Below are 24,284 nucleotides of genomic sequence, written 5' to 3'. Positions count from 1 at the left end.
ACGGCACCCAGCATCCCTTCGGAACATCCAGGCAGTGCCTTCAGACGCTGTCCCGGGCCGTGCGGTCCCCGAGCGTCTCCTTGCGGGAGTTGTTGGTCCGGCGGGTCACCGCGGACGCCCATACCCAGGTGGCCCGCCGCAGCCCGGCATCTTCCCAAAGCACCTGCACGGCTCGGGAGGACCAGCTGCACGCCTCGCCCTTCACCCGCTCGGCGGCTCCGGGGAACCGGATCCAGGCCCACACCGGCACACCGGGCACCGAAGTGGTGACCGGATTGTGCTCGAAATCCAGCTCTTCCGGAGTAAGGCTGATCGGCTCGGCCCGCCTCGCGTAGCGGGCCGCCAGCCGCTCGGCGGCGTCCTGGTTCATATAAATAGAATATATGTTCGAATATCGGTCCGGATACCGCGGGTGTCCACGGCAGGGCATGGTGCACAATAGGTGCCATGTGCGGACGCTATGTGATGGCAAGGGCGACGTCGGACCTGGTCTCCGCGTTCGCCGTCGAACAGACAGTGGGGCAGGACGTGCAGCCCTCCTGGAACGTCGCGCCAACCGATGATGTGCGGATAGTCACCGAGCGGTACTCCAACGAAGCAGCCGTCCGGAGGCTGGCGACGGCGAAATGGGGGCTGGTGCCTGTCTGGGCCAAGGATCCCAAGATCGGGTCCCGGATGATCAACGCCCGGCGGGAAACCCTCCTGGAAAAGCCGGCGTTCCGCAAGGCGGCCGTGAAGCGCCGGGCACTGGTGCCGGCGGACGGCTACTACGAGTGGGAGAAGTCCCCGGACGGAAAGATCCCCACCTACCTGTATTCGGGGAAACAGGATCCGCTGGCCTTCGCCGGACTGTACGAGTTCTGGCCGGATCCGGCGCTGCCCGAGGACCACGAGCACAAGTGGCTGCTGAGCGTCACCATCATCACCACGCAGGCCACGGACGCCCTGGGCCACATCCATGACCGCACCCCGCTGATCATCCCGCCGGACCTTTACTCGGACTGGCTGGACCCGAAACTGACGGATGGGGCCGACGTCGCCCAGCTCCTCGACGCCGTGCCCGAGCCGACGCTCACCCCGCGGGTGGTCTCCTCCGAGGTGAACTCGGTCCGCAACAACGGGCCGCAGCTGATTGAGCCTGCGAGCGCCTGACCCAGTGGGCGCCGGCAGCTGGCGGCTGCCACTGGACCCGGCGCTGGACCCGGCACCGGGAGTCCTCACCTCACCAGGCGTAATCCTCCGGGGCGGGCGAGTGCCCGGGGAAGATCTCGTCCAGCCGGTCCAGCGCCGCTGAATCCAGGGTCACATCCAGGGCCAGCAAGGCCTCATCCAGCTGTTCCTGGGTACGTGGACCCACCAGAGGCGCGGTCACCGCCGGCTGGTGCAGCAGCCAAGCCAGGGCCAGCACTCCGGGCAGGATCTCCAGCTCCGCGGCCAGTGCCTCGTACTCCTGGATCTGCTCCTCGTGCTTCACCAGCAGGTCCCGTACCCTGCCCTCGGCCCGCCGGCCGCCGCCGTCGGCCTCTTTCTGCAGGATCCCGCCCAGCAGGCCGCCCTGCAGGGGAGACCATGGCAGGATTCCCAGACCGTACTGCTGTGCGGCCGGAAGGACTTCCAGCTCCACGGACCGGTTGATCAGGTTGTAGATGGACTGTTCGCTCACGAGCCCCGCGAAGTTCCGGCGGCGGGCGTTTTCCTGGGCCTGGGCAATATGCCAGCCCGCAAAGTTGCTGCTGCCGTTGTAGATGACCTTGCCCTGTGTGACGGCCACCTCCATGGCCTGCCAGATCTCGTCCCAGGGCGTGTTCCGGTCCACATGGTGGAACTGGTAGAGGTCAACGTAGTCCGTCTGCAGCCGCTGCAGGCTGGCGTCGAGGGCGCGGCGGATGTTCAGTGCGGAGAGGAAGGTGTCATTGGGGCGTTCGCTCATGGAGCCGTAGAGCTTGGTGCCCAGGACGGTGTCCTCCCGCCTCCCGCCGCCCTTGGCGAACCAGCGGCCGATGATCTGCTCGGTCCAGCCCTTGTTCTCACCCCAGCCGTACACGTTAGCGGTATCGAAGAAGTTGATGCCGGTGTCCCGGGCGAAATCCATGATGGCGTGGGCGTCCGCCTCCTCGGTCTTCGGTCCGAAGTTCATGGTGCCCAGGCACAGGCGGGACACGGACAGGCCGGAGCGGCCCAGATGGGTATATTCCATCCGGCCAGTGTGCGCTCCGTTACGCCCCTGGACCAGCCGTCCGGACGCGCTGGGGTAGCCTGAAAGCCAATTCCGGAACAGCAGGGAGAAGCACGCACGTGGCTGAATCGTATTACCGCTCACTGGGCAACGACGCCTATGAGGCAACCATCCATACCCAGGGGGCCTGGAACCCGCAGGAGCAGCACATGGCTCCCATCTCCGGGCTGCTGGCGCACTGCCTGGAGCAGTTCCAGCCCCGCCCCGAGCTCCGAATGGCCCGGATCAGCTACGACATCTTCGGGCTGATCCCGCGCACCACCTTCGAGGTGAAAACCTCCGTCCTGCGTCCCGGCCGCACCATCGAACTGGTGCAGGCCGAAATGGTGGCCGGCGGCCGCACCGCTGTGCGGGCCACCGCCTGGCGCATTGCCCGCGGCTCAACGCCGGAGGTCGCCGCCCTCGAAGACGAACCCATGCCCGGCCCGGCGGAAGCCGGCAGCCACGAGGGCATGACGGCCTGGCCGGGAGCGTTCATTGAATCCGTGGAAAAGCGGGCACTTCCCGGGCTGCGGCCCGGCCGCGGCCGCGCCTGGCTGCGCACCCCGCACGAAATGGTGGAGGGCATGCCGACGTCGGACCTGGTGCGCCTGGTGGGCATGGTGGATACCGCCAACGGCATTTCCACCCGGGTACCGCCGGGCGGGGACAGCTACATGTTCCCGAACGTGGACCTGCAGCTGCACCTGCACCGGGATCCCCGCGGCGAATGGCTGGGCCTGGATACCCGGGTGACCTTCGGCACCGACGGCATCGGCCTGACCTCGGCGGTGCTGCACGACCTGGATGGACCGTTCGGGCGCAGCGAACAGATCCTCACCGTCCGGCCGCTCGGCGGAGCGTAGGCAGTGCCCGCCGCGCTGGAGGTGTTCCGGCAGGACGAATCCCTGGGAGCTGCGGCAGACCTCGACTTCGCGCTCGCCATGCTCGACGCCGTCCGCCGCGGCGAACTCGGTCCTGCCCTGCGGATCTACCGTCCCCGGCCCACGGTGGCCCTGGGACAGCGCGACGCCAAGCTGCCCGGCTTCACCGCCGCGCAGGACGCCTGCCGCAGGCACGGGTTCGAGCCGCTGGTCCGCAAGGCCGGCGGCCGGGCCGCCGCCTACCATTCCGGCTGCCTGATCGTTGACCATGTGGAGCCCGACGGTGACGCGCTCGCAGGCTCCCGCAGGCGGTTTGCCGACTTCGGGGAACTGCTGGCAGGCGCGTTCCGCAAAGCAGGCGTGCCCGCGGGGGTGGGCGAAATTCCGGGGGAGTACTGTCCCGGAGAGTTCACCGTCCACGGTGGACCCGGGGGCGGGGAGCGGATCAAGCTGGTGGGCACCGCCCAGCGGGTCGTTGCCGGCGCCTGGCTCTTTTCCTCGGTCCTGGTGGTGGAAAACCCCACACCGCTGCGCCGGGTCCTCACCGACTGTTACGCCGAACTGGGACTGGGCTGGGACCCGCGGACCGCCGGTGCTGCCAGCGACCTTGTGCCGGGGCTGGACCTGGAGCAGATGGAGGACGCCGTCCTGGCGGCCTATGCCGGCTACGCCCCACTGACCCCGGGGGACTTCCCCGGACTGCGGGGGAGAGTTGCGCAACACTAAGGCCGTGGTACTTCGTCGCGGCCGCCCGCGGGGATAGTGTTGATTGAGGTCAGCAGGCTTATCCGAAGCCGCTATCAATATTCATCACAAAGGAATTCCATTGGGCTCTGACACCGTTGAAAACACTGCGCTGCGGCTGCGAGCGGTCCTTGAGATCCTCGCCGCAGAGGACCCGTCAGCCACCGGCAAGGTCAGCCGGGATAAGGTGCTCGGCGCTGCCCTGGACCGGGTTCCGCTTGCAGGACGCGAAGCGGAGACCCTGGCCAGCGGCACCACCCGCGGCGAGCGTGCCCTGGTCAACGCCACCACCAAGCTGGTCAAGGCCGGCTGGATCCTGAAGGAAGCCCGCTCCGGCTGGAGCATCACCAACCAGGGCCGCCAGGCCCTCCAGGACTTCCCGGAGCCGGCGCACCTCTCGGCAGCACTCAACGGCAAGCCGGCCGCGGGCCCCGCAGAGATCTCCCCGGCCGAGGAAGTCGTGGAAGAAGCCCTGCGCGACGCCGTCGCCGTTCCCTCGGCCCCCGCGGAGCAGCACGGCTCCCACCCGGAGACCGACGACTATGAGCCGTCCTTCCCCCAGCCGGAATCCGTCGCCCTCGCCGGTGACTTCGGCGCCGCGCTCGGCATCGAGGACTGGGACCCCGCCGGGGCGCAGTTCGTGTTCGACCGCCACGACGAACTGTGGAAGCTCACGCTGGACCTTCCCGAAGGCACGTACGCCTACAAGGTGGCCCTGAACGGTTCCTGGGACGAGAACTACGGGTTCGATGCGCACCGCGACGGCGGAAACATTGAAACCCACCACGAGGGCGGTCCGCTGACCTTCCTGTACGACCACGCGACGCACAACGTGGTCACGAAGTCCGAAGTCCGCGCCTAGTACCGGCGCTGCACAGGACCCGGTCCTTCGACCGGGTCCACCAGCAGCCCCGCCGGCTCCCGGACCCACCACACTCGTTCACGGCGGAGTTCCGCCGGGGTGGAATAGCGGTAGCGGTAGACCCGGGCCCGGATCCAACGGGGCGGCTCGCCGTCGAACGGATCCCTGCGCAGCAGGCGTAGGGTCCGGCGGTCGCCGGCGAGCAGTTTCCGCAGCAGTTCCGGGAACCAGGCGCCGGAGGCACCAAGGCCCAGGAACCACATCATCCAGTCCAGCCGCAGATGGTAGGGCGCAAACTGGCGCGGCATCCGCTGTGGATCTCCCGGCTTGCCCTTGAATTCGTACTCCTGCCAGTGGGCCGCAGGTCCCGGCGGATCGTTGGTGCCTTCAATAACCACTTCGTTCCGGTGCCGGGTGATGCTGCCGAACGCGCCGTAGGCGTTGGACAGGTGCCAGCGGTTGAAGCTGGCATTCATCAGCTGGTTGCGGCTCAGCAGGTTCTTCAACGGCGCCCACGCCCAGTACAGGACCGCCAGGGTTACGGCGAGGACGACGACGGCGAACGCCGCCGGCGTTGTGTCCGCCGGTGCGGCGAACTGCACCCCCGGGAGCACCGCCTGCACGGCCGAATCGCTCAGCGCGGTGCACGCCAGGAGGATCGTCAGGACGTTCAGCCAGGCGAAGTTGCCCGAGAGCACCAGCCAGAACTGTGTGGCGATCACGACCGCCGCCGCGATGGAGGCCACCGGCTGCGGAAAGAACAGGAAGAACGGCACCACCAGCTGGGCGAGGTGGTTGCCCAGCACCTCCACCCGGTGCAGCGGCCGGGGCAGGTGGTGGAAGAACCAGCTGGCCGGGTTCGGCATCGGCTGGGTCTCATGGTGGTAGTACAGGGCGGTCAGGTCCCGCCAGGCCTTGTCGCCGCGCAGCTTGATCAGGCCGGCACCGAATTCCAGCCGGAACACCAGCCAGCGGAAGGCCCAGAGCACCGCCACCGGCGCGGCGACGTCATTCGACCCCAGGAATGCGGCCAGGAACCCGGCCTCCAGCAGCAGCGACTCCCAACCGAACCCGTAGAACGTCTGTCCGATGTTCACCACGGACAGGTACAGCCCCCAGATCACCAGGAACGCCGCCATCGGCAACCACCACGGCCCGGACTGCGGTACTCCCGCCACCAGCAGGGCCGCAACTGCGGCCCCTACCCAGACGACGGCGAGCAGGAACCGGTCCGAGTAGTGCCAGTGGAAGAGGGCGGGAATGCCCCGCCCCTTGATCCGGGCCAGGAAGCGCGGGGCCGGCAGCAGGCCGTTCTCGCCCAGCAGCGCCGGAAACTGGGCGGCGGCGGAGAGGAAGGCGACCAGGTACACGGCCGCGATGCCGCGCTGCAGCACCTGGCGGGCGAATTCGTATCCTTCGGCGTTGAACCATTCCATGGCATCTTCAGCCTAGCCCTCGATGACGGCCTGGCCGCTGCCGCTTTCGGCCGGGTATCTCCTAGAAGCGCAGCTCCCCGTGCTCGTCCCGGAGGGTTCCGGACGGGCCCTCCGGGTCAAGGGTGGCGAGGCGTACGACGACTTGTGCGCTTTCTTCCGGTGGCCTCCCGATTCCGAAGCCGGCCGTCATATCCGTGGCAGTCGTGCCGGGTTCGAGTGCGTTGAACTTGATCCCGGGGTGGGCCTTGGCATAGTGAACCGTGAGCATGGTCGCTGCCGTCTTGGACGCCGAGTAGAGGGCAAGCGGCAGGCCGAACTCCGGCCGATCGGGGTTGGTCACCGCCCAGAAGGACCCGGCGCTGCTAGAGATGGTGACCACATTTGCGTTGGCGGATCTGCGCAGCAGGGGGAGTGCTGCCTGCGTGACGCGGACAATACCTACTGCATTGGTATCGAAGGACCGGAGAGCGGAAGGGCCGTCCATCTCCGTCTCGAGGATGCCTGCGTTGTGGACCAGGACATCGAGTCGGCCCTCGGCGGCATCAATGCTCGCCAGTGCACTGCTGACTGAGGCGTCGTCCGTTACATCGAGCTGCACGAATCGGGCGCCCAGCCCTGCTGCGGCTTTCTCGCCCCGCTCGGCATCACGGGCGCCTATGTACACGACATGCCCCAACTCCAGCAGTTGCCTGGCAGTCTCGAATCCGATGCCCTTGTTCGCACCCGTGATTAATGTGACGGTCATTATCTGTCCTCTCGTTAGTGCTCCAGCTGAGCCACTGCAACGGTATGGATGCCGGGATTCACCGGCCAGAGCCCTGCCCAGCCGGGGGTTTGGCAGGACCTCCTCTGTTGCTGTTCCACCTGCCCTGCCAGGCCCTAGGCTGGCTCCACTGAGTGACTCAGGCGAAGGGGCCCATGCCTGCGTAAAAAGCTTCGGGAGGCAAGGTCAGCTGTTCTTTGACGGCCTGCGTGTTGGCATCCAGAAACTCGTGCGACCCCTTAATCAGGGCATCGAGCACATCCGAGATGATCGCGTGGGGGTCGTTCTTGGGAATGTCCCAGTCCTTCATCATGTCGGTATCGGTGGAAGAGAGGTGCACGCCGATCACGTGTGTGCCCTGGCCCGCAAGCTCCAGCCGCGTGCTGTTGGTGAGCTGCCACTCGGCGGCCTTCGCGGCAGCGTAGGCACCGTTTCCCGGATACGAGCGGAAGGACAGCAGAGACATCACATTCAGAATCGCGCCGCCCCCGTTGGAACCGAGGACCGGCGCGAAGGCTCGTGTCATTTCCAGGGTGCCCCAGAAATGGGTGTCCATTTCTGCCCGGATACGGCCGATGTCCCCGGTGAGCAGATTCGTGGCCGTAGCAATGCCCGCATTGTTGATCAGAAGATTCACATCCGTGGCCGTTGCGGCCGCCGCCTCAACGGTGGCCGGATCGGTGATGTCCACCACGAGCGCCTCAACCTGGCCGGGTGCTCCCAACTGCTCAAGAAGGCCGGCCTTCCCGGCCTGACGGGTGGTCGCGTAGATCTTCCGTGCACCCCGCTCAACCAACTGGGTGACGAACTCCCGTCCCAGCCCCCTGTTCGCTCCGGTTACCAGTGCAACTGTCTCAGTCATGTTCATGGCTCCACGGTAAAACCTGACGTCAGTGTCAGATTCAAGTCGAGGAAGGATCCATATGCGTATCGGGGTACTCGCTGCCCGCACGGGTGTAAGCGTGAGGTCGCTGCGGTATTACGAAACCCAGGGGCTGCTGGTCTCTTCCCGCACCGGCGGCGGACACCGCGAATACGAGGACTCCGCCGTCGACCGGGTGATCCTCATCCAGGAACTACTGGCCGCCGGTCTGACCAGCGCGGTGATCGTGCAACTGCTCCCCTGTATCTACTCGGGAACGACAACACCTTCCATGGTCAAACGACTTGACCAGCAACGTGACCTCCTCGACCGGCGTGCCCGTGAGCTCCTCGCCACCAGGGACCGCCTCGACGACCTCATCATTGAAGCCCGCCACCGGCTGGCCAGCCATCAATAGACCGGGCCCTGACAGGGCCACCCCTCTGTAACGGACAGAACTGGTTATGCCCGTTACAGGGTGCTAGGTTTCAGGCATGAATGAAGATCTGATTGAGGCCTTGGTGAAAGTTGCCAGGACGCGGGCTGAAGGCCAGTGGCCTGACCAACTGGACCTGGATGTTTTCCATAGGCTTCTCGAAGCCCCGGTGCCCGCAGTCGTGATGGTTGATGACGTGGCAGTTGCCCGGCATATCCGCGACGTGGTGGCCGCGGTCCTGGTGGACGGCACGGATGCCGAGGCCCGGAGCACCCTGAACAGCGTGGCGGAGACATACGCCATCGTGCCGCGGACGGACGAGAACGGACTTTACTTCCTGTCTCTTAGCGGCATCGCTGAGGGTGCCCTTTGGGCGCAGATCCTGGCCGACTTGATGCAGGCGGTCAGCGAAGGATGCCGGGACCGCATCGGCCGGTGCGTATCCGCGCCGTGCATCGCACCGTTTCTCGACACCTCAACAGCAGGTGTACGGGAATTCTGTTCCGCCCGTTGCGCAACGCGTGCCCGGGTACGCCGCCATCGTTCGAAAGTGAGTTCATCATGACTGCAGTAATGCCGGCATACGGCCGGTACCGCCTCCCGGATACCGCAAATCTATACTCGCGGCTGCTGCACGCCGCCGGGCTATGGCTGCTTCGTAAGGCGCTGGATCCGCGCCTTACCGCCAGTCGGCGCAACATCATGCTGGAGCACCGGAACGCTTCCGGGCAGCAGGCCCGAAGGCTGCAGGCAGAGCGCAGGTACCACCTGCTCGTGGGCCCCAGATAAGCGGAGACCTGCCGGGGCGTGCCCTGCAGGCCTAGGCTGGAACGGTGGCAAAACACCAGACCGGGGGAGGTGCCGGCATGGACCCGTCGCGCGTCCTGGCCCTCGTCGTCGCCCACCCCGACGATGACGCCTATGGGCTGGCGGGAACCGTGGCACTGCACGAGGATGATCCGGGGTTCCGTTTCGTCCTGGTCCACGCAACCGACGGCGGCGCCGGGCAGATCGATCCGTCCTATCCACCGGTCAACGAGCCGCTGGGCCGGATCCGGCGGCGGGAGACGGACGCCGCATGGACAGCGCACGGCAGGCCCCCCGACCGCCACGAGTGGCTGGATTACGACGACGGCGCAGTCGCCGCAGTTCCCTTTGCGGAGCTGGTGGAGCGGATCGGCGGCATCCTGGCGCAGGAGCGGCCCGACGTCGTCGCCACTTTCGGTCCGGACGGGCTGACCGGGCACCCGGACCATATAGCCGTGGGTGCGGCGACGGATGAGGCATTCGCGGGTCTGCGGGGCGACGGCGGCCGGGGGCTGCAGCGGCTGCTGCACGGGGGCGTGTGCCGCTCGACCTGGGAACGGTGGAACCGCACCCGGATCCGGCACGGCCTCCAGCCATGGGCCGAGGACCGGGTGTATGACGTCCATCCGGTTCCGGACGAGCAGATCGGGGTCGAGGTGGACGTCCACAGCGTTGCACACCGCGTTGTGGCGGGCCTGCTGGAACACCGGACCCAGCGCCATGTGGTTTCCCCCGGTGTACCGCCGGACGTCGACGAAGATGCCCGCTGGGGCCGCACCGTGGCGACGGAAATGCTGGCCATCGCCTGGCCGCCGCAGCCGGCCGGGGCCGCACGGCTCGGTGATGTGTTCGAGGGACTGGACTAGAAGCGGAACAGGGAATCGATTTCCTGCTTGGCGTCGTCGACGTAGACCTCGGTGCGCTCGTCAAAGAACGAAATCCGGTCCTTCAGCTGCGCCGAGTCCGGCAGCACCACCTCGTAAGACCAGGCCAGGTCGGTTCCCCTGGCATGCCCGGCCACCGACCAGTAGTTCGCCGTCCCCTTGTACGGGCAGACGGACCGGGTGAGGGACGCGTCCAGGACATCCCAGTCCACGTCCTGCCGGAGAAAGTACGTCCGCGGCGGCAGCATCGTTTCGTAGACAAGGAGCGGCTGCCGGGTCTCTGCCAGCAGCTGTCCGTCCAGATGCACCCGCACCGCACGCGAGGAATCCCTGGCATCGACGCGGTGGAAGGGATCCCGGGGGTGCCCCTCGACCGTCGTGTCCTCCTCGAGCCACCGGTCAAACGCAGTGAAATCCAGCAGTACATATCCGGCAAGATCCGGATCGTCGGGCCGGAATCCGGCACCCGGCAGGTTATGCAGCCCGGCGTGCAGGTCCAGTGCCTGGCCGGGAGCCGTGTGCGCGGAGAATGGATAGCGCGGGTCCATCAGGGCCTCCGGGGGCACATCGGCCAGCGGGTCATGGCCGGGCTCGGCCGCGAACGTCAGCTCCGCGGCAATGTCGCCGGCCGGCACGGCGTAAATGGGGGTGACCCGCCGCGGCTCGTAGGCCAGCACCGCGCTGGTGGAGTCCACCACGGTGTTCCCGCCGAGCTGCGCCCGGATACGCCGCGGCGTCGGTTCGTAGCGCAGCTCAGGCAGGAGTTTGAAGAAAGCGGGACTGATGTGCAGCGCCATGGTCCCAGTGTCTGGCGGGCCGGGAGCGGAAACAAGGTCCTGCCGAACGAAATCAGGAGACTTAAAGTGGAATGCCCCGGGCTTCCGTCCGGGGCATTCCTTTTCCTGTCGCGGGAAGTGTGCGGCTCTCCTAGTGCCCCCGGTCGATCCATTCCTGCAGGTGCGGACCTTCGGCGGCGATGGACGTCGAATCCCCGTGTCCGGTGAGCACCTTCGTCTCCGCCGGCAGCGTCAGCAGACGCTCCCGGATGGACTCGATGATGGTCGGGAAGTCGCTGTAGGAGCGGCCCGTGGCACCGGGTCCGCCGGAGAACAGCGTGTCACCGCTGAACACCACCGGCTCCGGGACGTCCTCGCCGGCGGCCAGCGAGAAGCACACCGAGCCCGGGGAATGGCCCGGGGTGTGCAGGGCGCGCAGGGTATGGCCCGCAATCTCGAACGTGTCACCGTCCTCAATCACGTCGTCGGGTCCCTCGTCCGGGAACACCGCGTCCCAGAGCATCCGGTCCGCCTCGTGCAGGAACACCGGCGCGCTGAACCGGTCGCGGGCTTCGCCGACGGCACGGATGTGGTCGTCATGCCCGTGCGTAAGCAGGATGGCCATAACCTCCCGCTCACCCACGGCTTCGGCTACCGCGTTGATGTTGTGCGCCGGGTCGATGACGATCACCTGGGCGTCGTCGCCGACGATCCAGACGTTGTTGTCCACGTCCCAGGTGCCGCCGTCCAGGGAGAACGTCCCCGACGTGACTACGTTGTCGATCCGGAACATTACAGCTCCACCACCGAACGCAGGACCTTGCCGTCATGCATCTTGGTGAAGGCTTCCTCAATGTCGCCAAGGCCGATGCGCTCGGTAACGAAGGCATCCAGGTCCAGCCGGCCCAGCCGGTACTGTTCCACCAGCATGGGGAAGTCCCGCGACGGCAGGCAGTCGCCGTACCAGGAGGACTTCAGGGAGCCGCCGCGGCCAAAGACGTCTGCCAGCGGCAGTTCGATCTTCATCTCCGGATCGGGCACACCCACCAGCACCACGCGGCCGGCAAGGTCGCGGGCGTAGAAGGCCTGCTTATAGGTTTCCGGACGTCCCACGGCATCGATCACGACGTCGGCGCCGAAGCCGCCGGTGAGGGCGCGGATGGCCTCCACCGGATCCTCGTCCTTGGAATTGATCCCGTGCGTGGCGCCCTGTGCCAGCGCCAGGTCAACCTTGGCGGAGTCGATGTCCACGGCGATGATGGTGGTCGCGCCGGCCAGCTTCGCGCCGGCGACGGCGGCAATGCCCACGCCGCCGCAGCCGATGACGGCCACGGATTCCCCGCGCTGCACGGCGCCGGTGTTGATGGCGGCACCGATGCCGGCCATCACGCCGCAGCCGAGCAGGCCCACGGCGGCGGCGTCGACGTCGTCGTCCACCTTGGTGCACTGGCCGGCGGCCACGAGGGTCTTCTCGGCGAACGCGCCGATGCCCAGAGCCGGCGTCAATTCGGTGCCGTCCTCCAGGGTCATCTTCTGCGTGGCGTTGGCGGTGTTGAAGCAGTACTGCGGCTCGCCCTTGCGGCAGGCGCGGCATTCCCCGCACACAGCGCGCCAGTTCAGCACCACGCGGTCGCCCGGGGCCACTTCGGTGACATCAGGGCCGACGGCGGACACAACGCCGGTGGCTTCGTGGCCGAGCAGGAACGGATAGTCATCATTGATGGCGCCCTGCTTGTAGTGCAGGTCCGTGTGGCAGACGCCGCAGGTGAGGATGTCCACCAGCGCCTCGCCGGGTCCGGGGTCCGGAACCAGGATGGTCTCCAGGGAGACGGGGGCGTTCTTTTCCTTGACGACTACGGCCTGAACCTTATGAACCATGAGTGTGCTGCCTCTTTCGATATCCGGGCGGGGCGCGGAAATCCAGCATCCCGCATTTCCATCCTAGGGAGCCGGAGCGCCGGGGGCGAAGCCGGGATTGCTCTTCCGCTCCCGGCTCAACTGCCGGGGGCTGCCGCGGGGTACGGTGCCGCCCTAGCATGGGAGCGGGGAACGGTCCGGAATCCGCCGCCTACCAGTGCAGGAAGTGCCCCATGCAAGGAACCCTGATGTACGGAGAGCGGGATGTCCGGGTGGAGGAGATGCCCCGGCCGGTCCTGCAGGAACCCACGGACGCCATCCTGAGGGTGGTGGCCGCCTGCGTCTGCGGATCGGATTTGTGGCCGTACCGCGGAATCGATCCGGTACGCCGTCCCCGTCCGATGGGGCACGAATACGTGGGCGTGGTCGAAGACGTGGGCGCTGCGGTTTCACAGATCCGGCCGGGCCAGTTTGTGGTGGGTTCGTTCTTCGCCTCGGACAACACCTGCGAAATCTGCAGGGCGGGATATCAGAGCCGCTGTGTGCAGGCCGCCGGCGTCGGCGGAGCGCAGGCAGAATATCTGAGGGTTCCCCTCGCGGACGGCACACTCGTGGCGACGGCCGAAATGCCGGATGACGACCTGGTTCCGTCCCTGCTCGCGGCCTCCGATGTGCTGGGCACCGGCTGGTTCGGGGCCGTGGCGGCCGAAGCCGGCCCCGGGAAAACCGTTGCCGTGGTGGGAGACGGCGCGGTGGGACTCCTCGCCGTGCTGGCGGCCCGCGAATTGGGTGCCGAACGGATCATCGCCATGAGTAGCCACCCCGACCGCCAGGCACTGGCCCGGGAGTTCGGCGCCACCGACATTGTTGCGGAACGGGGCGACGACGGCGTGGCCGCCGTTCGGAAACTGACCGGGGGACTGGGTGCGCACAGCGTGGTGGAGGCGGTTGGCACCCAGTCTTCGATGCTGCAGGGCATCGGCTGCACCCGGCCCGGAGGACACATGGGCTACGTGGGCGTGCCACACGGTGTCCAGCTGCCCGGCGAGCAGCTCTTCTTCAGCGAAATCCACCTGCTCGGCGGACCGGCGCCCGTGCGCAGGTTCCTGCCCGAACTGATGGAGCTGATCCTGCAGCGGAAGATCAATCCGGGGAAGGTCTTCACCCTCGAGCTGCCGCTCGGCCAGGCAGCGGAAGGCTACCGGGCCATGGACGAGCGGCGGACCATCAAGGCGCTGCTGCGCCCCTGACCGCCGTCCGGCCCGGTTCAGGCCGGACCGGTGCAGGCCGGACCGCGCCCCGGATGACGGGAGGTGCTAGAGCCCCAGCCGCGACTTCACTTCCGAGGCCGACGGGTTCGTGGCCGAGGAGCCGTCCGGGAAAATCACGGTGGGTACGGTCTGGTTGCCGCCGTTCAGCGAAGCGACCAGGTCCGCGGTGCCTTCAACATCTTCAATGTTGACCTCCGTGTAGCCGATGCCCTGCGCGTCCAGCTGGGACTTCAGGCGGCGGCAGTATCCGCACCAGGACGTGGAGAACATGGTGATGGTCCCGGTTGCGGGGGTGAAGGCTTCAGCAGTGGCAGCCACGGGGGTTGCTCCTCTTGGTCGAAATGGATAGTTGCCTCTTTCAACTGTATTCCGGCCGCCGGCATTCCCGGTGGCAGACTGGAGGCATGTGCGGAAGATACGTCATGGCCCGTTCCGTGGGGGACCTGGTGGCTGAGGCCGAAGCGGAGGCCGACGCGAACCTGGAGCTGCGGGCCTCCTGGAACGTGGCGCCGACGTCGGACGTGCCGGTGGTCCTGGAACGGTTGGTGGACGTGCCCGGCCGGGGACGGACGCAGGTGCGCCAGGTCCATGTGGCCCGGTGGGGCCTGGTACCGGGCTGGGCACGCGATGCGTCCGTCGGGTCCCGGGCGTTTAACGCCCGCAGCGAGACGGTGCTGGAGAAACCGACCTTCCGCGAAGCGGTTCTCTCGCGCCGCTGTGCCGTGCCGGTGGACGGCTATTACGAGTGGAAGGCCGGACCCGGCAAGGCCCGCCGCCCGTTCCACGTATCCCGGGCCGACGGCGCCCCGATCTTCTTTGCGGGCCTGTATGAATGGTGGCGGGACCCGGCCAAGGCCGAAGACGATCCGGAGAAGTGGCTGCTCTCGACGTCGATCCTCACCGTCGCCTCCCCGCCGGCGGCGAGCGCCGAACCGGTGCTGCGGGAACTGGCCGCCCTGCATGACCGGCTGCCGCTGCCCTTGTCCCGGGACGCGATGGCGGCCTGGCTGGATCCGGCCCGGCACGACGCCGGCGCACTGGTGGCCATGGCCGCGGCGCAGGCGTATACGGCGGCGGCGGACTGGGTGCTGGCAGAAGCCCACCCGGCGGTCGGCAACGTGCGTAATGACGGCGCGTACCTGCTGCAGCCGGATCCGGAATCAGTCCTGCCGGAAGCGCTCTTCTAGTCCTGCCGGCTAGAGTCCAGGCCCGGGTGTCTCGGGGACGATCATGGTCAGGGTGACCTTGCCGTCGGCGTCCACGCTGAGTCCGGGATTGAAGCAGACCTCCCAGCGCAGTCCATCCGGGTCGGTGAAGTAGCCCGAGTAGCCGCCCCAGCTCATCTGGGTCCCCGGGGCGGTGATGAGCCCGCCCGCGGCGGCGGAGCTGGCCAGTACGGCGTCGACCTCGGCGGCGGAATCCACGTTATGCCCGAGCGTGAGGGGCGCGTTGTGGAGTTCCCCCACCGGACCGGCTTCGGCCGCCAAATGGTCGGCCCGGAAGAAGGCCAGGAGCAGGCCATGGTTGATCTGGAAGAAGACAACTTCGTCCGGCTCGTACTGCACCGGCTCCCAGCCCAGGCGCGAAACATAAAAGGCGTAGGTTACTTCGAGGTCCCGTACGCCTACGGTAACCACGGAAACGGAAGGATTCACGTCCTTGATCCTGCCATGAACCCGCGGATTGGCCGCTACCCGTGCAGCGCAGTCCAGGTTCCGCGCCGGTGCGCCCGTGGTGGTTACTCTTAAGGCATGGAAGCAGCTGAGCAGAAACCCGTTCCGGGACAGCTAGACAATGTCCGGACGGCAATTGATGAAATCGACGAGGAAATTGTCGCGCTGATCTGGCGGCGGCAGCGGCTGGTCCGGCTTGCCGGGGGACTGAAGGACAACGACGACGCCGTCCGGTCGCCCAAGCGCATGGAGGAAGTCATTGCCCACGTCCGGCACGCGGCCGAGGAGCAGGACGGCGACTGCAACGTGGTGGAACGCACCTACACGGCCATGATCGAGGCCTTCATCGACTACGAGCTTAAGGTCCGCCACGAGATGGAGACCCAGCGCAAGCTGGACGCATTCAGCCGCAGCTAGCCCGATGCCATCCGGTAGGTTGTGCCCCATGACAACAACCGTGGCCGCACCATGATCGGCAGCCTCCCGGCCCCGGATAACCGTTGGCGTCCGGTGGCGGCAGCGCTCGCGGACGGGCGGCGCCTGCACCTGTACGCCCGGGCCGTGCTGGCCGCCGACGACGGCGCGCCGCTGGACCCGGATGATCTCACCCCAGCGGAAGCCAAGTCGCTGGCCGTGCTGACGAAGGCCGGCCTGCTCCACATCGGCGGGCGCGGCATCGAACCCGTCCCGTCTGCCTTCGCCGACCTGCTGGCTGCCGGTGTACGCCCTCCGGACACCTCCGCACGCCGGTTCCTGGTCAACGGGAAGCTGGAGACCTATCCCCGCAAACGTTCGGACCGGCTCGAGCTGCTGCATTTCCTGGCGGGGGAGGTTTTTGAACATGCCCGGCCTCCGGAGCCGGGACTGCGGCCGGTGCTGACGGAGCAGGAACTCACCACGCGGCTGGCGGCCTTCACTGCCGACCCCGCTGCCATCCGCCGCTATCTCGTGGATGAGGGCATCGTGGCCCGGGACGCCGCAGGAACCCAGTACTGGCTCACCCGTCCCCGCCCGGCGGAAGGAATGGAATTTGCCTAGTTTCCCGGATACGGCCAAGCTCGCTGCAGTCGACGCGGCTCCCGGAACTCCCGCCACCGTGGAAGGGCTGGTGAACTTCCGTGATTTGGGCGGGCGACGCCGGAGCGACGGCACGCTTACTCCGCACGGTGTCTTCTTCCGCTCCGAAACGGTTGATCTGATCCGGCCCGGCGGCTGGGACACCCTCCATGCGCTGGGAGTGCGTACCGTCGTCGACCTCCGCCAGCCGCCCGAACGTACACGGGACACTACCGCCCGCCCGGACTGGCTCACCACGGTTGCCGTGGACCTGGACGGTCTGGCCGGGAACCCGGAGTTCTGGGAGGGGTACTGGGACAACGGGCTGATGGGAACGCCGCTGTACTACCTTCCGCACCTCACCCGGCTGCCGGACCGCATGGGCGCCGTCCTCACCGCGCTCGCCGATGCCCCGCCGGGCGGGGTGCTTTTCCACTGCATGGCAGGGAGGGACCGGACCGGCATGACCGCCATGGTCCTACTCGCGGCGGTGGACGCGGAGCCGGAGGAGATCCGGGAGGACTACTTCGAAACCGTCCGGAACGCGGACGCCTTCGCAGCAGCAACGGGACGGCCCAATCCGGAGGCAGAGAGCGAAAAACTGTGCGCCGGGCAGGGAACCAGTATGGACGGTGCCTTCCACGCGGCGGTGGACGGCTTTTCGCTGCAGCGGCTCTTTGACGACGCCGGGCTGCCGGAAACAGTCCGCACCGGCATCCGCTCCTGGCGGGGAGCAGTTTCCGCCAAGCCTTAACGCTGCTCTGCTACTCCGACGTTCCCGCTTCGAGGATCGACACGATTGAGAAGAGCGTAAAGCAGACAGCTCCGAGTCCAACCAGCACGTGCGCGGGGACAAAGAACGCCGGGTCTGTGCCTGCGGCCTCAAAGAGGAACGCGGCGAAGAACAGACAGGTGAGCGCTGTTCCGATGGGCATCAGCGGGATGCGGTTGGCCAGGGCAAACGTGCGGCGCCAGACGAGGGCGAGCAACAGCACCTTCGACAGGATGCTGAAGCAGATCAGCCCGAGGCCGATCAGCACACATCCCGGGGCCAGCCGATAGGGCTCGTGTGAGCTGAACAGCACGAAAAGCCCGAGCAGCACATTGACCGTGCCTGCGGCAGCGACGAGCCAGGGCCAGGCTAAACGTTCACCATCGCTGAATTCGTTGCGCACCTGGCGCACGATGCTCGCGACCAGGGCGATCAGCGACGTGCAGATCGCCGACAGGCCGATCAGGACGTGCCCGGCAACGAATCCGGGAGTATCCCCGCGCACCAACAGGCCGGCCGCGAGGGAGAAACCGGCGACGGCGGCCACAACCGGGACTGCGAGCAGCACGGCGCCGATGGTGCGGGAGTGGGCACCTTCCGGCGGGCCGCCCTGAGGCTCGAGCAACTGAGCTGACTGGATGAGAGTGAATTTTGTGGACGCAGCCGCGACGGTGCTGACGCACGCGGCGACGAAGCCGACGCCGATCACAACGAAGCCCGCCGTGAGGTTCTCCGCGGTGTTCTCCCGGTTGGCTAGAACGATGCCCCAGATGATGGCGGCGGCCGCAGCCGCGTAGCCGGAGAGCGGCAGGATGATCGCCCACACGCGCCCATAGCGGTTGATGAGCTGCCTGATGATGGTGGCCGCCGTAGTGAACAGTGCATAACAGATGGCGGTCAGCCCGACGTTGACGTGTCCGGCGATAAAGTGATCGGCATCGTTCGGCCCGGCCAGGATGTAGAGGCCAAAGGACAGGCAGACGGCGCCCATCAGAAGCGGTATGGCGCGGAAAATGACACTTATTGTACGGTTCATGGCGTACCCCGAAGGTGATCCCGTGCGGCTTCGACATCATGGCCGGTCCGCGGTAGTGCCAGTGTGCGCCTGTCCTACCCGAGGAACAACGCCGGGGCAGGGAGCAGTTCCTTAGGCTATGTACCTTCACGCCCTCCACCGCCACGACGCTTGTCGCTACCGCGGGCATGGGTGCCCGCCGCCGCCCGTTGACTTGGCAGGACGGTGGGCGTCGAATGGAAGTTCCAACCGGGCTGCCTTCATCCGGCGGAAATTTCCCAAGGAGGAGTGCATGGCTGACAGGTTTGCTCCCCACGGAGCCACTGCAACACATCCGGTTGCGGGCATGGCCGGTGCCATGGGTGCCCCGGTCAACGCCGTCCCCCTGGTTGCACATACGCCGCCTTCCCAGACAGCGCCACCCACCGGCGGGGCCACCGCACGGGGCGGCGCTGATCTGGAAGATGCTGGTCTGCAAGACGCCGGTACGGGTGATGCCCCCGGGCATTCGCGGCGCCAAATCGCCGTCATCTTCACCGGCCTGATGCTGGCGGTGCTGATCGCCGCCCTGGACCAGACCATCGTGTCCACCGCCCTGCCCACCATCGTGGGGGACCTGCAGGGAATGGACCACCTGTCCTGGGTGATCACCGCCTACCTGCTGACCTCCACCATCGGACTGCCGATCTACGGCAAGCTCGGGGACCTGCTCGGACGCAGGAACATCTTCATTTTCGCCATCGTGGTCTTCCTGGCCGGCTCCGCCCTGTCCGGGCAGGCGCAGAGCATGGCCGAGCTCATCACCTACCGTGCGGTCCAGGGCGTGGGCGGCGGCGGGCTGATCATTGGTGCGCAGGCAATCATCGGCGACATTGTTCCCGCCCGCGAGCGCGGCAGGTACATGGGACTGATCGGAGCGGCATTCGGCATTGCCTCCGTGAGCGGACCGCTCCTGGGCGGCTACCTTACCGACTACTGGTCCTGGCGGTGGGTCTTCTATATCAACCTGCCCATCGGCCTGATCGCGCTCGCAGTCATCATCGCCGCCCTGCATCTGCCGCGCTCGGACCGCAGGGGCATCCGGCTGGATTATGCCGGAGCCGCCCTGCTGGCCATCGGCAGTGCCGCCCTGGTGCTGCTGACCAGCTGGGGCGGGAACAACTACGCGTGGACCTCACCGACCATCCTCACGCTGGGAGCGGTGGCCGCCGCCGCCGTCGCAGTCTTCATTCCCGTGGAGCTGCGGGCACCCGAACCGATCCTCCCGCTGCGCCTGTTCAGGATCCGCAACTTCCTGATCTGCACGCTGGTGGGGCTGGCGGTGGGGCTGGCCATGTTCGGCTCCATCGCCTACCTGCCCACCTTCCTGCAGATCGTCAACGGGGCAAATCCCACCATGTCCGGGCTGATGATGCTTCCGATGACGGCGGGGCTGCTGACCACCTCCATAGGCACGGGGCAGCTGATTGCCCGGACCGGCAGGTACAAGATCTATCCGATTCTGGGGTCCCTCACCATGGTCGGAGGCCTGCTGCTGCTCTCACGCATTTCCAGTACGACGCCGTACATCCTCACCGCACTCGGCATGTTCGTGCTGGGGCTGGGAATCGGCGCCCTGATGCAGAACGTGGTGCTGATTGTGCAGAACAGCGTCCCCGCCAAGGACATGGGCACCGGGGTCTCCACCGCCAACTACTTCCGGCAGATGGGCGGGTCGCTGGGGATTGCCCTCTTCGGCTCCCTGTTCATCCGGCGGCTCAATGACCAGCTGGCCTCCGCCCCGCCGGGTGCCGGCGACGAGGCCTCCGGCGGCGCCAACTCCATCAGCCCGGACAGCATCAGGGCGCTGCCCGCCCCCGCCCAGGACTTCATCAAGTCCGCCTTCGGCGAGGCGCTGCCGCCGATCTTCCTGCTGGGGGTACCGATCCTGGGGGCGGCCTTTGTCCTGACGCTGTTTATCGTGCAGCAGCCGTTGGCCCGGACGGCACGGGTGGACGTGGACGGGAACCGGTAGTAGGCGGGACGCCCGGCCCCACTTCGATCCATCCTGCATGTGGTGTCGCTTGTCCCCGGCTGGTCGTACACTGGTGGCGGAGCGCTATTCGAATATATGTTCGAATTGGTTGCCAATGGATAACCAACGGATAACCAATAGATAACCAGAGGGTGAGGACGTCGGCGCAGAGCAGACGTACCGGGGCGGGGAGGAAGCTGAATGGGTGTCTTCAGCGAAGCAATAGAGGTGGTGTGCTCGCCCGCGGGCCAGCCTCTCCGGATCGTCTGGGGTGGACGCACCTACAAGGTGGGGGCCGACCCGGTGCGCTGGTATGAACGCCGCAACTGGTGGGAAGAGGAAACCCGCGCCGAACGCGGGCGGGGAGCCGGACTGGTGGATACCGAGATCTGGCGGGTCCAGGCCCGTGCCAATGACCGCTCCGACCTGCGCACCCTGGACCTCTCACACCATGTCCGCAGCAACCGCTGGCGCCTGATCCGGATCCACGACGCCCTGAGGGACAGTGCCTAATGGAAGACAGCGCCTAAACAATGAGCTTTATCCACCTGCACGCAGCCACCGCCTTCAGCGCCCACTACGGGGTGTCCTGGCCCGAGGAGATGGCACAGGCAGCAGCGGCCGACGGCGCTGATGCGCTCGCCTGCACCGACAGGGACGGGCTCTACGGAACGGTCAAGCACCTGCGCGCCTGCATGGAGGCGGGAATCGATCCCATCGTCGGCGTGGACCTGGCCGTGCTGGATGCAGCCAATGCCGTGACGGGCCGGGTCGTCATCCTCGCGCACGGGCACAACGGGGGTGCGGGCTACCGTGCACTGTGCCGGCTGATCTCCGCCGCGCACGCTGCGACCTCGGCTTCCCGGGCGCGTGCCGGCAAACCGGTGGGCATCACTGTGGAGCAGCTTGCCGGGTATGTCTGCACCGAGGGGGAGAGCACAGGGGAGGGGGAGCCGGTCCTCACCGTCCTGGTGGGGCCCCAGTCCGACGTCGGCCAGGCCATGCGCAGCCGCAGCTACGCCGTCGCCCGCACCCTGTTCACCCGCTGGCGCTCGCTGATCCCGGCCCGGGCGCTCGCCGTCGAGGTGGTCACCCACCTGTCCGCGCCGGGGGAGAACCTCAGCCTGGCCCACGCCGTGCGGATGTTCCGCCTCGCCGATGAGATGCGTGTGCCGGCCATCCTGACCAACGCGGTGAGGTACGTGGACGAGGACGGCGCCGCCACCGCGGACGTGCTCGACGCCGCGCGCTCGCTGACTTCGCTCTCCCACCTTCCGGACCGGCAACCCAACGGGCAGGGCTGGCTCAAGGGCACACGGGAGATGACCGCACTTGCCCGGGAAGTCAGCTCGGAGGCGGACTGCGGTTCCTCCGGCGCCGTAAAGATGCTCGCCGACACTGCGGCGCTCGCGGACCTTTGCCGGATAGACCCCGTGGCGGACATGGGCTGGAAGCAGCCCGTAGTGCCCGAAGCCTCGGTGATCGGCATTGAAGCCGAACCCATGATCGAACTGCGCCAGCGCTGCGAAGCAGGGATTACCCGGAGGCTGCGGGCCCGGGACTCCATTGCCGAAGCCGAACTGCGCAACCGGCTCGAACACGAGCTGGGCATTATCGAGCGGCTGGGCTTCGCCTCGTACTTCCTCACGGTTGCCGAAGTCTCGGCCATGATCACCGGCATGGGGGTACGCGCCGCGGCCAGGGGGTCGGGAGCCTCCTCACTGGTGAACTACTTGCTGGGTGTCAGCCACGTTAATCCGCTGGACCACGACCTGATCTTCGAACGCTTCCTGTCCCGGGACCGCTCCACACTGCCGGATATCGACATTGACGTTGAAAGCGCCGAGCGGCACAACGTCTATCACCGCATCTTCGAACGCTTCGGCTCCGAACGGGTCACGCTGATGAGCATGCAGAACGGCTACCGTGCCCGGGGAGCGGTGCGCGACGCCGGACTGGCGCTGGGTATGCCCGAGGAGGAGATCGGCGCTGTGGCTAAACAGCTGTGGCGTTTCTCGGCCCGCAACTTCCGCGAGGCGCTCGCCGAAAAGCCCGAACTGCGGGAATTCTCCGGCCAGGTGGAAAAGAACCAGCAGCTGGACCTGCTGGTGGACCTCACCGAACGCCTGGACCGGCTGCCCCGGCACATCTCCATGCATCCCTGCGGCGTGATCCTGGGCGACACCTCCCTGCTGGACCGCACCCCGGTGCAGCCCAGCGGCCTGGGCCTGCCCATGTCCCAGTTCGACAAGCACGACATGGACCCCATGGGCATGCTCAAACTCGATGTGCTGGGTGTGCGGATGCAGAGCGCCATGGCCTTCGCCGTGCGCGAGGTGGTGCGGGTGCATTCCTCCCGCGAGGAAGTCATTGCCGCAGGCCGGCACCGGGAGGGGGAGGACCTGCCGGATCCGGAGTTCATCGAACCCGACGGCCGGATCAACCTGGACGCCGTGCCGTTCGACGACGAACCCACCTACGAACTGATCCGCAGCACCCACACCCTGGGCTGCTTCCAGATCGAATCACCGGGACAACGCGAGCTGGTGGGCAAACTGGCGCCGCGGGAATTCAACGACCTGATTATCGACATTTCCCTGTTCCGGCCCGGCCCGATGAAGTCCGACATGGTCCGGCCGTTCCTGGAGCACCGGCACGGCTGGTCCCCGGAGGTCTACCCGCACGAGGCGCTGCGTCCGGTGCTGGCCGAAACCCACGGCGTTACCGTCTTCCATGAGCAGGTGCTGCGGACACTGAACGTTTTTACCGGCTGCGGGCTGGCGAAAGCGGACGAACTGCGCCGGCTGCTGGGCAACGAATCCGCCGAACCGGGTGTGGAGGAATACTTCCGCAGCAAGTCCGCCGCCCGCGGCTACACAGCGGAAACCATCGACAAGGTCTGGGACACGCTCAAGGCCTTCGGCAGCTTCGGCTTCTGCAAGGCCCACGGGGCGGCGTTTGCCGTGCCCACCTACCAGTCCGCATGGTTGAAGGCACACCACCCGGCGGCGTTCCTCGCCGGGATCTTCGAGCATGATCCCGGCATGTACCCGCGCCGGCTGCTGGTGGCCGAGGCGCGGCGGATGGGCATCCCCATCCTGCCGCTGGACATCAACCGCAGCGGCGAAACCTACCGGGTGGAGCGGCTCGACGACGGCCGGCTGGGCATCCGGCTGTCCCTGGCCGGAATCTACGGGTTGTCCGCCGTCGAGCTGCGGCGTATTGCCGCCGGCCAGCCCTATGACTCCCTGGCCGACCTGCGCGCCCGTGCCCGGGTCTCCCGGCCCACGCTGCGGCGGCTGGCCCAGCTCGGGGCATTCGACTCGCTCAGCAAACAGATCGGCTCCGAGGGCAGCCGGGCGGACCTCATCCAGTACCTGGACGCCGCCCCGGCCAAGTCTGCGTCCCGGAAGCATGATCCGATTCCCGGGCAGCTGGCCCTGCCGCTGGGGGATACCGAACTGGCGAACCTGCACCACCACCTGCCCGAACCGGGGCTGCGGGAAAAGGTCCGCACCGAACTGGATCTGTTGTCCGTGGACGTCAGTGCGCACCTGATGGAAAGCTACGGTCCGCTGCTGCGCGGACTCGGTGTCACTGCCTCGGAGGCGCTGATGGACCTGCGGAACGGGACCGAGGTGCTGGTCGCCGGCATCCGGGTGGCCACCCAGACTCCACCCATGCGCGGAGGACGCCGGGTGGTGTTCATCAGCCTTGATGACGGCACCGGCTGCATTGACTGCACGTTCTTCCATGAGGCGCAGGAAAAATCCGGTCCATTGCTTTTTGGCACGGAACTGCTGCTGGTCCGTGGACTCACCCGCCGCACCGGGCCCAGGGGCATCAGCCTCCAGGCGCTGGAGGCATGGAACCTGGCGGACACGGACTCACTTCCGGTGCCCGGCCGCCAGCGCGGCATGTTGGTGGGGCCGGTCCGCGGCGGATAACATCGGTACG

General features: G+C 67.1%; 26 protein-coding genes. 15 read left to right on the top strand and 11 right to left on the bottom strand.

What is annotated here, in order from left to right; translation table 11 throughout:
- Nucleotides 1–40 precede the first annotated feature (40 nt).
- A complete protein-coding gene (locus QNO03_RS03230; protein ID WP_289601847.1) occupies nucleotides 41–370 on the bottom strand; it encodes a hypothetical protein in 330 nt (109 codons plus the stop codon).
- 77 nt (nucleotides 371–447) lie between these two features.
- Here QNO03_RS03230 and QNO03_RS03225 point away from each other — a divergent pair, with 77 nt between their 5' ends.
- On the top strand, nucleotides 448–1,152 hold the full coding sequence (locus QNO03_RS03225; RefSeq protein WP_289601846.1) for an SOS response-associated peptidase: 705 nt from the start codon (nucleotides 448–450) through the stop codon (nucleotides 1,150–1,152).
- 70 nt (nucleotides 1,153–1,222) lie between these two features.
- Here the strand turns inward: QNO03_RS03225 and QNO03_RS03220 are convergent, their stop codons facing one another.
- Nucleotides 1,223–2,197, bottom strand: a complete 975-nt coding sequence (locus tag QNO03_RS03220; protein WP_289601844.1) for an aldo/keto reductase — start codon at nucleotides 2,195–2,197, stop codon at nucleotides 1,223–1,225.
- A 98-nt stretch (nucleotides 2,198–2,295) separates the two neighbouring features.
- Here QNO03_RS03220 and QNO03_RS03215 point away from each other — a divergent pair, with 98 nt between their 5' ends.
- From QNO03_RS03215 to QNO03_RS03205, 3 genes are all read left to right on the top strand, one after another.
- The gene (locus QNO03_RS03215) at nucleotides 2,296–3,081 is read left to right on the top strand and encodes a thioesterase family protein (protein ID WP_289601843.1); all 786 of its coding nucleotides are present in this window, start codon (nucleotides 2,296–2,298) and stop codon (nucleotides 3,079–3,081) included.
- Nucleotides 3,082–3,084: 3 nt separating this feature from the next.
- Nucleotides 3,085–3,825 carry a lipoate--protein ligase family protein gene (locus QNO03_RS03210; RefSeq protein WP_289601841.1) on the top strand — a complete coding sequence of 247 codons (741 nt, stop codon included), beginning with the start codon at nucleotides 3,085–3,087 and terminating at the stop codon, nucleotides 3,823–3,825.
- 100 nt (nucleotides 3,826–3,925) lie between these two features.
- Entirely contained in the window at nucleotides 3,926–4,705 is a 780-nt protein-coding gene (locus QNO03_RS03205; RefSeq protein WP_289601839.1) for a pullulanase X25 domain-containing protein, read from the top strand.
- On the opposite strand, the gene QNO03_RS03200 is transcribed toward QNO03_RS03205, so the two are convergent.
- The 3 genes from QNO03_RS03200 to QNO03_RS03190 form a co-directional block, all read right to left on the bottom strand.
- The gene (locus QNO03_RS03200; RefSeq protein ID WP_289601838.1) at nucleotides 4,702–6,141 is read right to left on the bottom strand and encodes a lipase maturation factor family protein; all 1,440 of its coding nucleotides are present in this window, start codon (nucleotides 6,139–6,141) and stop codon (nucleotides 4,702–4,704) included. The two genes, QNO03_RS03205 and QNO03_RS03200, sit on opposite strands and share 4 nt — an antisense overlap.
- A 61-nt stretch (nucleotides 6,142–6,202) precedes the next feature.
- Nucleotides 6,203–6,886, bottom strand: coding sequence for an SDR family NAD(P)-dependent oxidoreductase (locus QNO03_RS03195; protein WP_289601836.1), 684 nt, complete (start codon nucleotides 6,884–6,886; stop codon nucleotides 6,203–6,205).
- A gap of 157 nt (nucleotides 6,887–7,043) precedes the next feature.
- The gene (locus QNO03_RS03190) at nucleotides 7,044–7,766 is read right to left on the bottom strand and encodes an SDR family oxidoreductase (RefSeq protein ID WP_289601834.1); all 723 of its coding nucleotides are present in this window, start codon (nucleotides 7,764–7,766) and stop codon (nucleotides 7,044–7,046) included.
- A gap of 61 nt (nucleotides 7,767–7,827) precedes the next feature.
- On the opposite strand from QNO03_RS03190, the gene QNO03_RS03185 reads away from it, so the two are divergent.
- The 3 genes from QNO03_RS03185 to QNO03_RS03175 all read left to right on the top strand — a co-directional run bounded on the left by QNO03_RS03185 (nucleotide 7,828) and on the right by QNO03_RS03175 (nucleotide 9,875).
- A complete protein-coding gene (locus QNO03_RS03185) occupies nucleotides 7,828–8,184 on the top strand; it encodes a MerR family transcriptional regulator (protein ID WP_229948651.1) in 357 nt (118 codons plus the stop codon).
- A gap of 76 nt (nucleotides 8,185–8,260) precedes the next feature.
- The gene (locus QNO03_RS03180) at nucleotides 8,261–8,767 is read left to right on the top strand and encodes a CGNR zinc finger domain-containing protein (protein WP_289601833.1); all 507 of its coding nucleotides are present in this window, start codon (nucleotides 8,261–8,263) and stop codon (nucleotides 8,765–8,767) included.
- Between the two features lie 268 nt (nucleotides 8,768–9,035).
- A complete protein-coding gene (locus QNO03_RS03175; RefSeq protein ID WP_289601832.1) occupies nucleotides 9,036–9,875 on the top strand; it encodes a PIG-L deacetylase family protein in 840 nt (279 codons plus the stop codon).
- Here the strand turns inward: QNO03_RS03175 and QNO03_RS03170 are convergent.
- The 3 genes from QNO03_RS03170 to QNO03_RS03160 form a co-directional block, all read right to left on the bottom strand.
- On the bottom strand, nucleotides 9,872–10,690 hold the full coding sequence (locus tag QNO03_RS03170; RefSeq protein ID WP_289601830.1) for a DUF427 domain-containing protein: 819 nt from the start codon (nucleotides 10,688–10,690) through the stop codon (nucleotides 9,872–9,874). The genes QNO03_RS03175 and QNO03_RS03170 overlap by 4 nt on opposite strands.
- Before the next feature lie 130 nt (nucleotides 10,691–10,820).
- Entirely contained in the window at nucleotides 10,821–11,462 is a 642-nt protein-coding gene (locus QNO03_RS03165; protein WP_229948644.1) for an MBL fold metallo-hydrolase, read from the bottom strand.
- Nucleotides 11,462–12,547 (bottom strand): S-(hydroxymethyl)mycothiol dehydrogenase, encoded by a 1,086-nt coding sequence (locus tag QNO03_RS03160; RefSeq protein WP_229948643.1) that lies wholly within the window; start codon nucleotides 12,545–12,547, stop codon nucleotides 11,462–11,464. The genes QNO03_RS03165 and QNO03_RS03160 overlap by 1 nt, the downstream gene beginning before the upstream one ends.
- Before the next feature lie 212 nt (nucleotides 12,548–12,759).
- Between QNO03_RS03160 and QNO03_RS03155 the strand changes: the two genes are divergently transcribed.
- On the top strand, nucleotides 12,760–13,776 hold the full coding sequence (locus QNO03_RS03155; protein WP_289601829.1) for a zinc-dependent alcohol dehydrogenase family protein: 1,017 nt from the start codon (nucleotides 12,760–12,762) through the stop codon (nucleotides 13,774–13,776).
- Nucleotides 13,777–13,842: 66 nt separating this feature from the next.
- Here the strand turns inward: QNO03_RS03155 and QNO03_RS03150 are convergent, their stop codons facing one another.
- Nucleotides 13,843–14,067: a mycoredoxin gene (locus QNO03_RS03150; RefSeq protein WP_229948929.1), complete on the bottom strand. Its 225-nt coding sequence runs from the start codon at nucleotides 14,065–14,067 to the stop codon at nucleotides 13,843–13,845.
- Between the two features lie 134 nt (nucleotides 14,068–14,201).
- On the opposite strand from QNO03_RS03150, the gene QNO03_RS03145 reads away from it, so the two are divergent.
- Nucleotides 14,202–14,984 carry an SOS response-associated peptidase gene (locus tag QNO03_RS03145; RefSeq protein ID WP_289601827.1) on the top strand — a complete coding sequence of 261 codons (783 nt, stop codon included), beginning with the start codon at nucleotides 14,202–14,204 and terminating at the stop codon, nucleotides 14,982–14,984.
- A 9-nt stretch (nucleotides 14,985–14,993) separates the two neighbouring features.
- On the opposite strand, the gene QNO03_RS03140 is transcribed toward QNO03_RS03145, so the two are convergent.
- Nucleotides 14,994–15,452, bottom strand: coding sequence for a VOC family protein (locus tag QNO03_RS03140; protein ID WP_229948640.1), 459 nt, complete (start codon nucleotides 15,450–15,452; stop codon nucleotides 14,994–14,996).
- A 96-nt stretch (nucleotides 15,453–15,548) separates the two neighbouring features.
- Here QNO03_RS03140 and QNO03_RS03135 point away from each other — a divergent pair, with 96 nt between their 5' ends.
- From QNO03_RS03135 to QNO03_RS03125, 3 genes are read left to right on the top strand one after another with little or no spacing between them, the layout of a single operon-like run.
- Nucleotides 15,549–15,887 carry a chorismate mutase gene (locus tag QNO03_RS03135; protein ID WP_229948638.1) on the top strand — a complete coding sequence of 113 codons (339 nt, stop codon included), beginning with the start codon at nucleotides 15,549–15,551 and terminating at the stop codon, nucleotides 15,885–15,887.
- 21 nt (nucleotides 15,888–15,908) lie between these two features.
- Nucleotides 15,909–16,508 carry a DUF2087 domain-containing protein gene (locus QNO03_RS03130; protein ID WP_289601825.1) on the top strand — a complete coding sequence of 200 codons (600 nt, stop codon included), beginning with the start codon at nucleotides 15,909–15,911 and terminating at the stop codon, nucleotides 16,506–16,508.
- A complete protein-coding gene (locus QNO03_RS03125; RefSeq protein ID WP_289601823.1) occupies nucleotides 16,501–17,280 on the top strand; it encodes a tyrosine-protein phosphatase in 780 nt (259 codons plus the stop codon). The genes QNO03_RS03130 and QNO03_RS03125 overlap by 8 nt, the downstream gene beginning before the upstream one ends.
- Nucleotides 17,281–17,290: 10 nt before the next feature.
- On the opposite strand, the gene QNO03_RS03120 is transcribed toward QNO03_RS03125, so the two are convergent.
- Nucleotides 17,291–18,334 carry a DUF2776 family protein gene (locus tag QNO03_RS03120; protein WP_289601821.1) on the bottom strand — a complete coding sequence of 348 codons (1,044 nt, stop codon included), beginning with the start codon at nucleotides 18,332–18,334 and terminating at the stop codon, nucleotides 17,291–17,293.
- A gap of 271 nt (nucleotides 18,335–18,605) precedes the next feature.
- On the opposite strand from QNO03_RS03120, the gene QNO03_RS03115 reads away from it, so the two are divergent.
- The 3 genes from QNO03_RS03115 to QNO03_RS03105 all read left to right on the top strand — a co-directional run bounded on the left by QNO03_RS03115 (nucleotide 18,606) and on the right by QNO03_RS03105 (nucleotide 24,274).
- Nucleotides 18,606–20,327 carry an MDR family MFS transporter gene (locus tag QNO03_RS03115; protein WP_289601820.1) on the top strand — a complete coding sequence of 574 codons (1,722 nt, stop codon included), beginning with the start codon at nucleotides 18,606–18,608 and terminating at the stop codon, nucleotides 20,325–20,327.
- A gap of 201 nt (nucleotides 20,328–20,528) precedes the next feature.
- On the top strand, nucleotides 20,529–20,840 hold the full coding sequence (locus QNO03_RS03110) for a DUF6504 family protein (protein WP_229948625.1): 312 nt from the start codon (nucleotides 20,529–20,531) through the stop codon (nucleotides 20,838–20,840).
- A 20-nt stretch (nucleotides 20,841–20,860) separates the two neighbouring features.
- Nucleotides 20,861–24,274, top strand: a complete 3,414-nt coding sequence (locus QNO03_RS03105) for a DNA polymerase III subunit alpha (RefSeq protein ID WP_289601818.1) — start codon at nucleotides 20,861–20,863, stop codon at nucleotides 24,272–24,274.
- Nucleotides 24,275–24,284 lie beyond the last annotated feature (10 nt).

This window comes from Arthrobacter sp. zg-Y877 (assembly GCF_030373105.1).
GTDB lineage: Bacteria > Actinomycetota > Actinomycetes > Actinomycetales > Micrococcaceae > Arthrobacter_B.
This window is presented reverse-complemented; position numbering and strand designations above follow the sequence as displayed.

Excerpts from the sequence above, each read along its gene's own strand:
- QNO03_RS03230 (WP_289601847.1), bottom strand. The coding sequence starts at position 370 with ATGAACCAGGACGCCGCCGAGCGGCTGGCGGCCCGCTACGCGAGGCGG.
- QNO03_RS03225 (WP_289601846.1), top strand. The coding sequence starts at position 448 with ATGTGCGGACGCTATGTGATGGCAAGGGCGACGTCGGACCTGGTCTCC.
- QNO03_RS03220 (WP_289601844.1), bottom strand. The coding sequence starts at position 2,197 with ATGGAATATACCCATCTGGGCCGCTCCGGCCTGTCCGTGTCCCGCCTG.
- QNO03_RS03200 (WP_289601838.1), bottom strand. The coding sequence starts at position 6,141 with ATGGAATGGTTCAACGCCGAAGGATACGAATTCGCCCGCCAGGTGCTG.
- QNO03_RS03195 (WP_289601836.1), bottom strand. The coding sequence starts at position 6,886 with ATGACCGTCACATTAATCACGGGTGCGAACAAGGGCATCGGATTCGAG.
- QNO03_RS03190 (WP_289601834.1), bottom strand. The coding sequence starts at position 7,766 with ATGACTGAGACAGTTGCACTGGTAACCGGAGCGAACAGGGGGCTGGGA.
- QNO03_RS03185 (WP_229948651.1), top strand. The coding sequence starts at position 7,828 with ATGCGTATCGGGGTACTCGCTGCCCGCACGGGTGTAAGCGTGAGGTCG.
- QNO03_RS03180 (WP_289601833.1), top strand. The coding sequence starts at position 8,261 with ATGAATGAAGATCTGATTGAGGCCTTGGTGAAAGTTGCCAGGACGCGG.
- QNO03_RS03170 (WP_289601830.1), bottom strand. The coding sequence starts at position 10,690 with ATGGCGCTGCACATCAGTCCCGCTTTCTTCAAACTCCTGCCTGAGCTG.
- QNO03_RS03165 (WP_229948644.1), bottom strand. The coding sequence starts at position 11,462 with ATGTTCCGGATCGACAACGTAGTCACGTCGGGGACGTTCTCCCTGGAC.
- QNO03_RS03160 (WP_229948643.1), bottom strand. The coding sequence starts at position 12,547 with ATGGTTCATAAGGTTCAGGCCGTAGTCGTCAAGGAAAAGAACGCCCCC.
- QNO03_RS03155 (WP_289601829.1), top strand. The coding sequence starts at position 12,760 with ATGCAAGGAACCCTGATGTACGGAGAGCGGGATGTCCGGGTGGAGGAG.
- QNO03_RS03150 (WP_229948929.1), bottom strand. The coding sequence starts at position 14,067 with ATGTTCTCCACGTCCTGGTGCGGATACTGCCGCCGCCTGAAGTCCCAG.
- QNO03_RS03145 (WP_289601827.1), top strand. The coding sequence starts at position 14,202 with ATGTGCGGAAGATACGTCATGGCCCGTTCCGTGGGGGACCTGGTGGCT.
- QNO03_RS03135 (WP_229948638.1), top strand. The coding sequence starts at position 15,549 with ATGGAAGCAGCTGAGCAGAAACCCGTTCCGGGACAGCTAGACAATGTC.
- QNO03_RS03120 (WP_289601821.1), bottom strand. The coding sequence starts at position 18,334 with ATGAACCGTACAATAAGTGTCATTTTCCGCGCCATACCGCTTCTGATG.
- QNO03_RS03115 (WP_289601820.1), top strand. The coding sequence starts at position 18,606 with ATGGCTGACAGGTTTGCTCCCCACGGAGCCACTGCAACACATCCGGTT.
- QNO03_RS03110 (WP_229948625.1), top strand. The coding sequence starts at position 20,529 with ATGGGTGTCTTCAGCGAAGCAATAGAGGTGGTGTGCTCGCCCGCGGGC.
- QNO03_RS03105 (WP_289601818.1), top strand. The coding sequence starts at position 20,861 with ATGAGCTTTATCCACCTGCACGCAGCCACCGCCTTCAGCGCCCACTAC.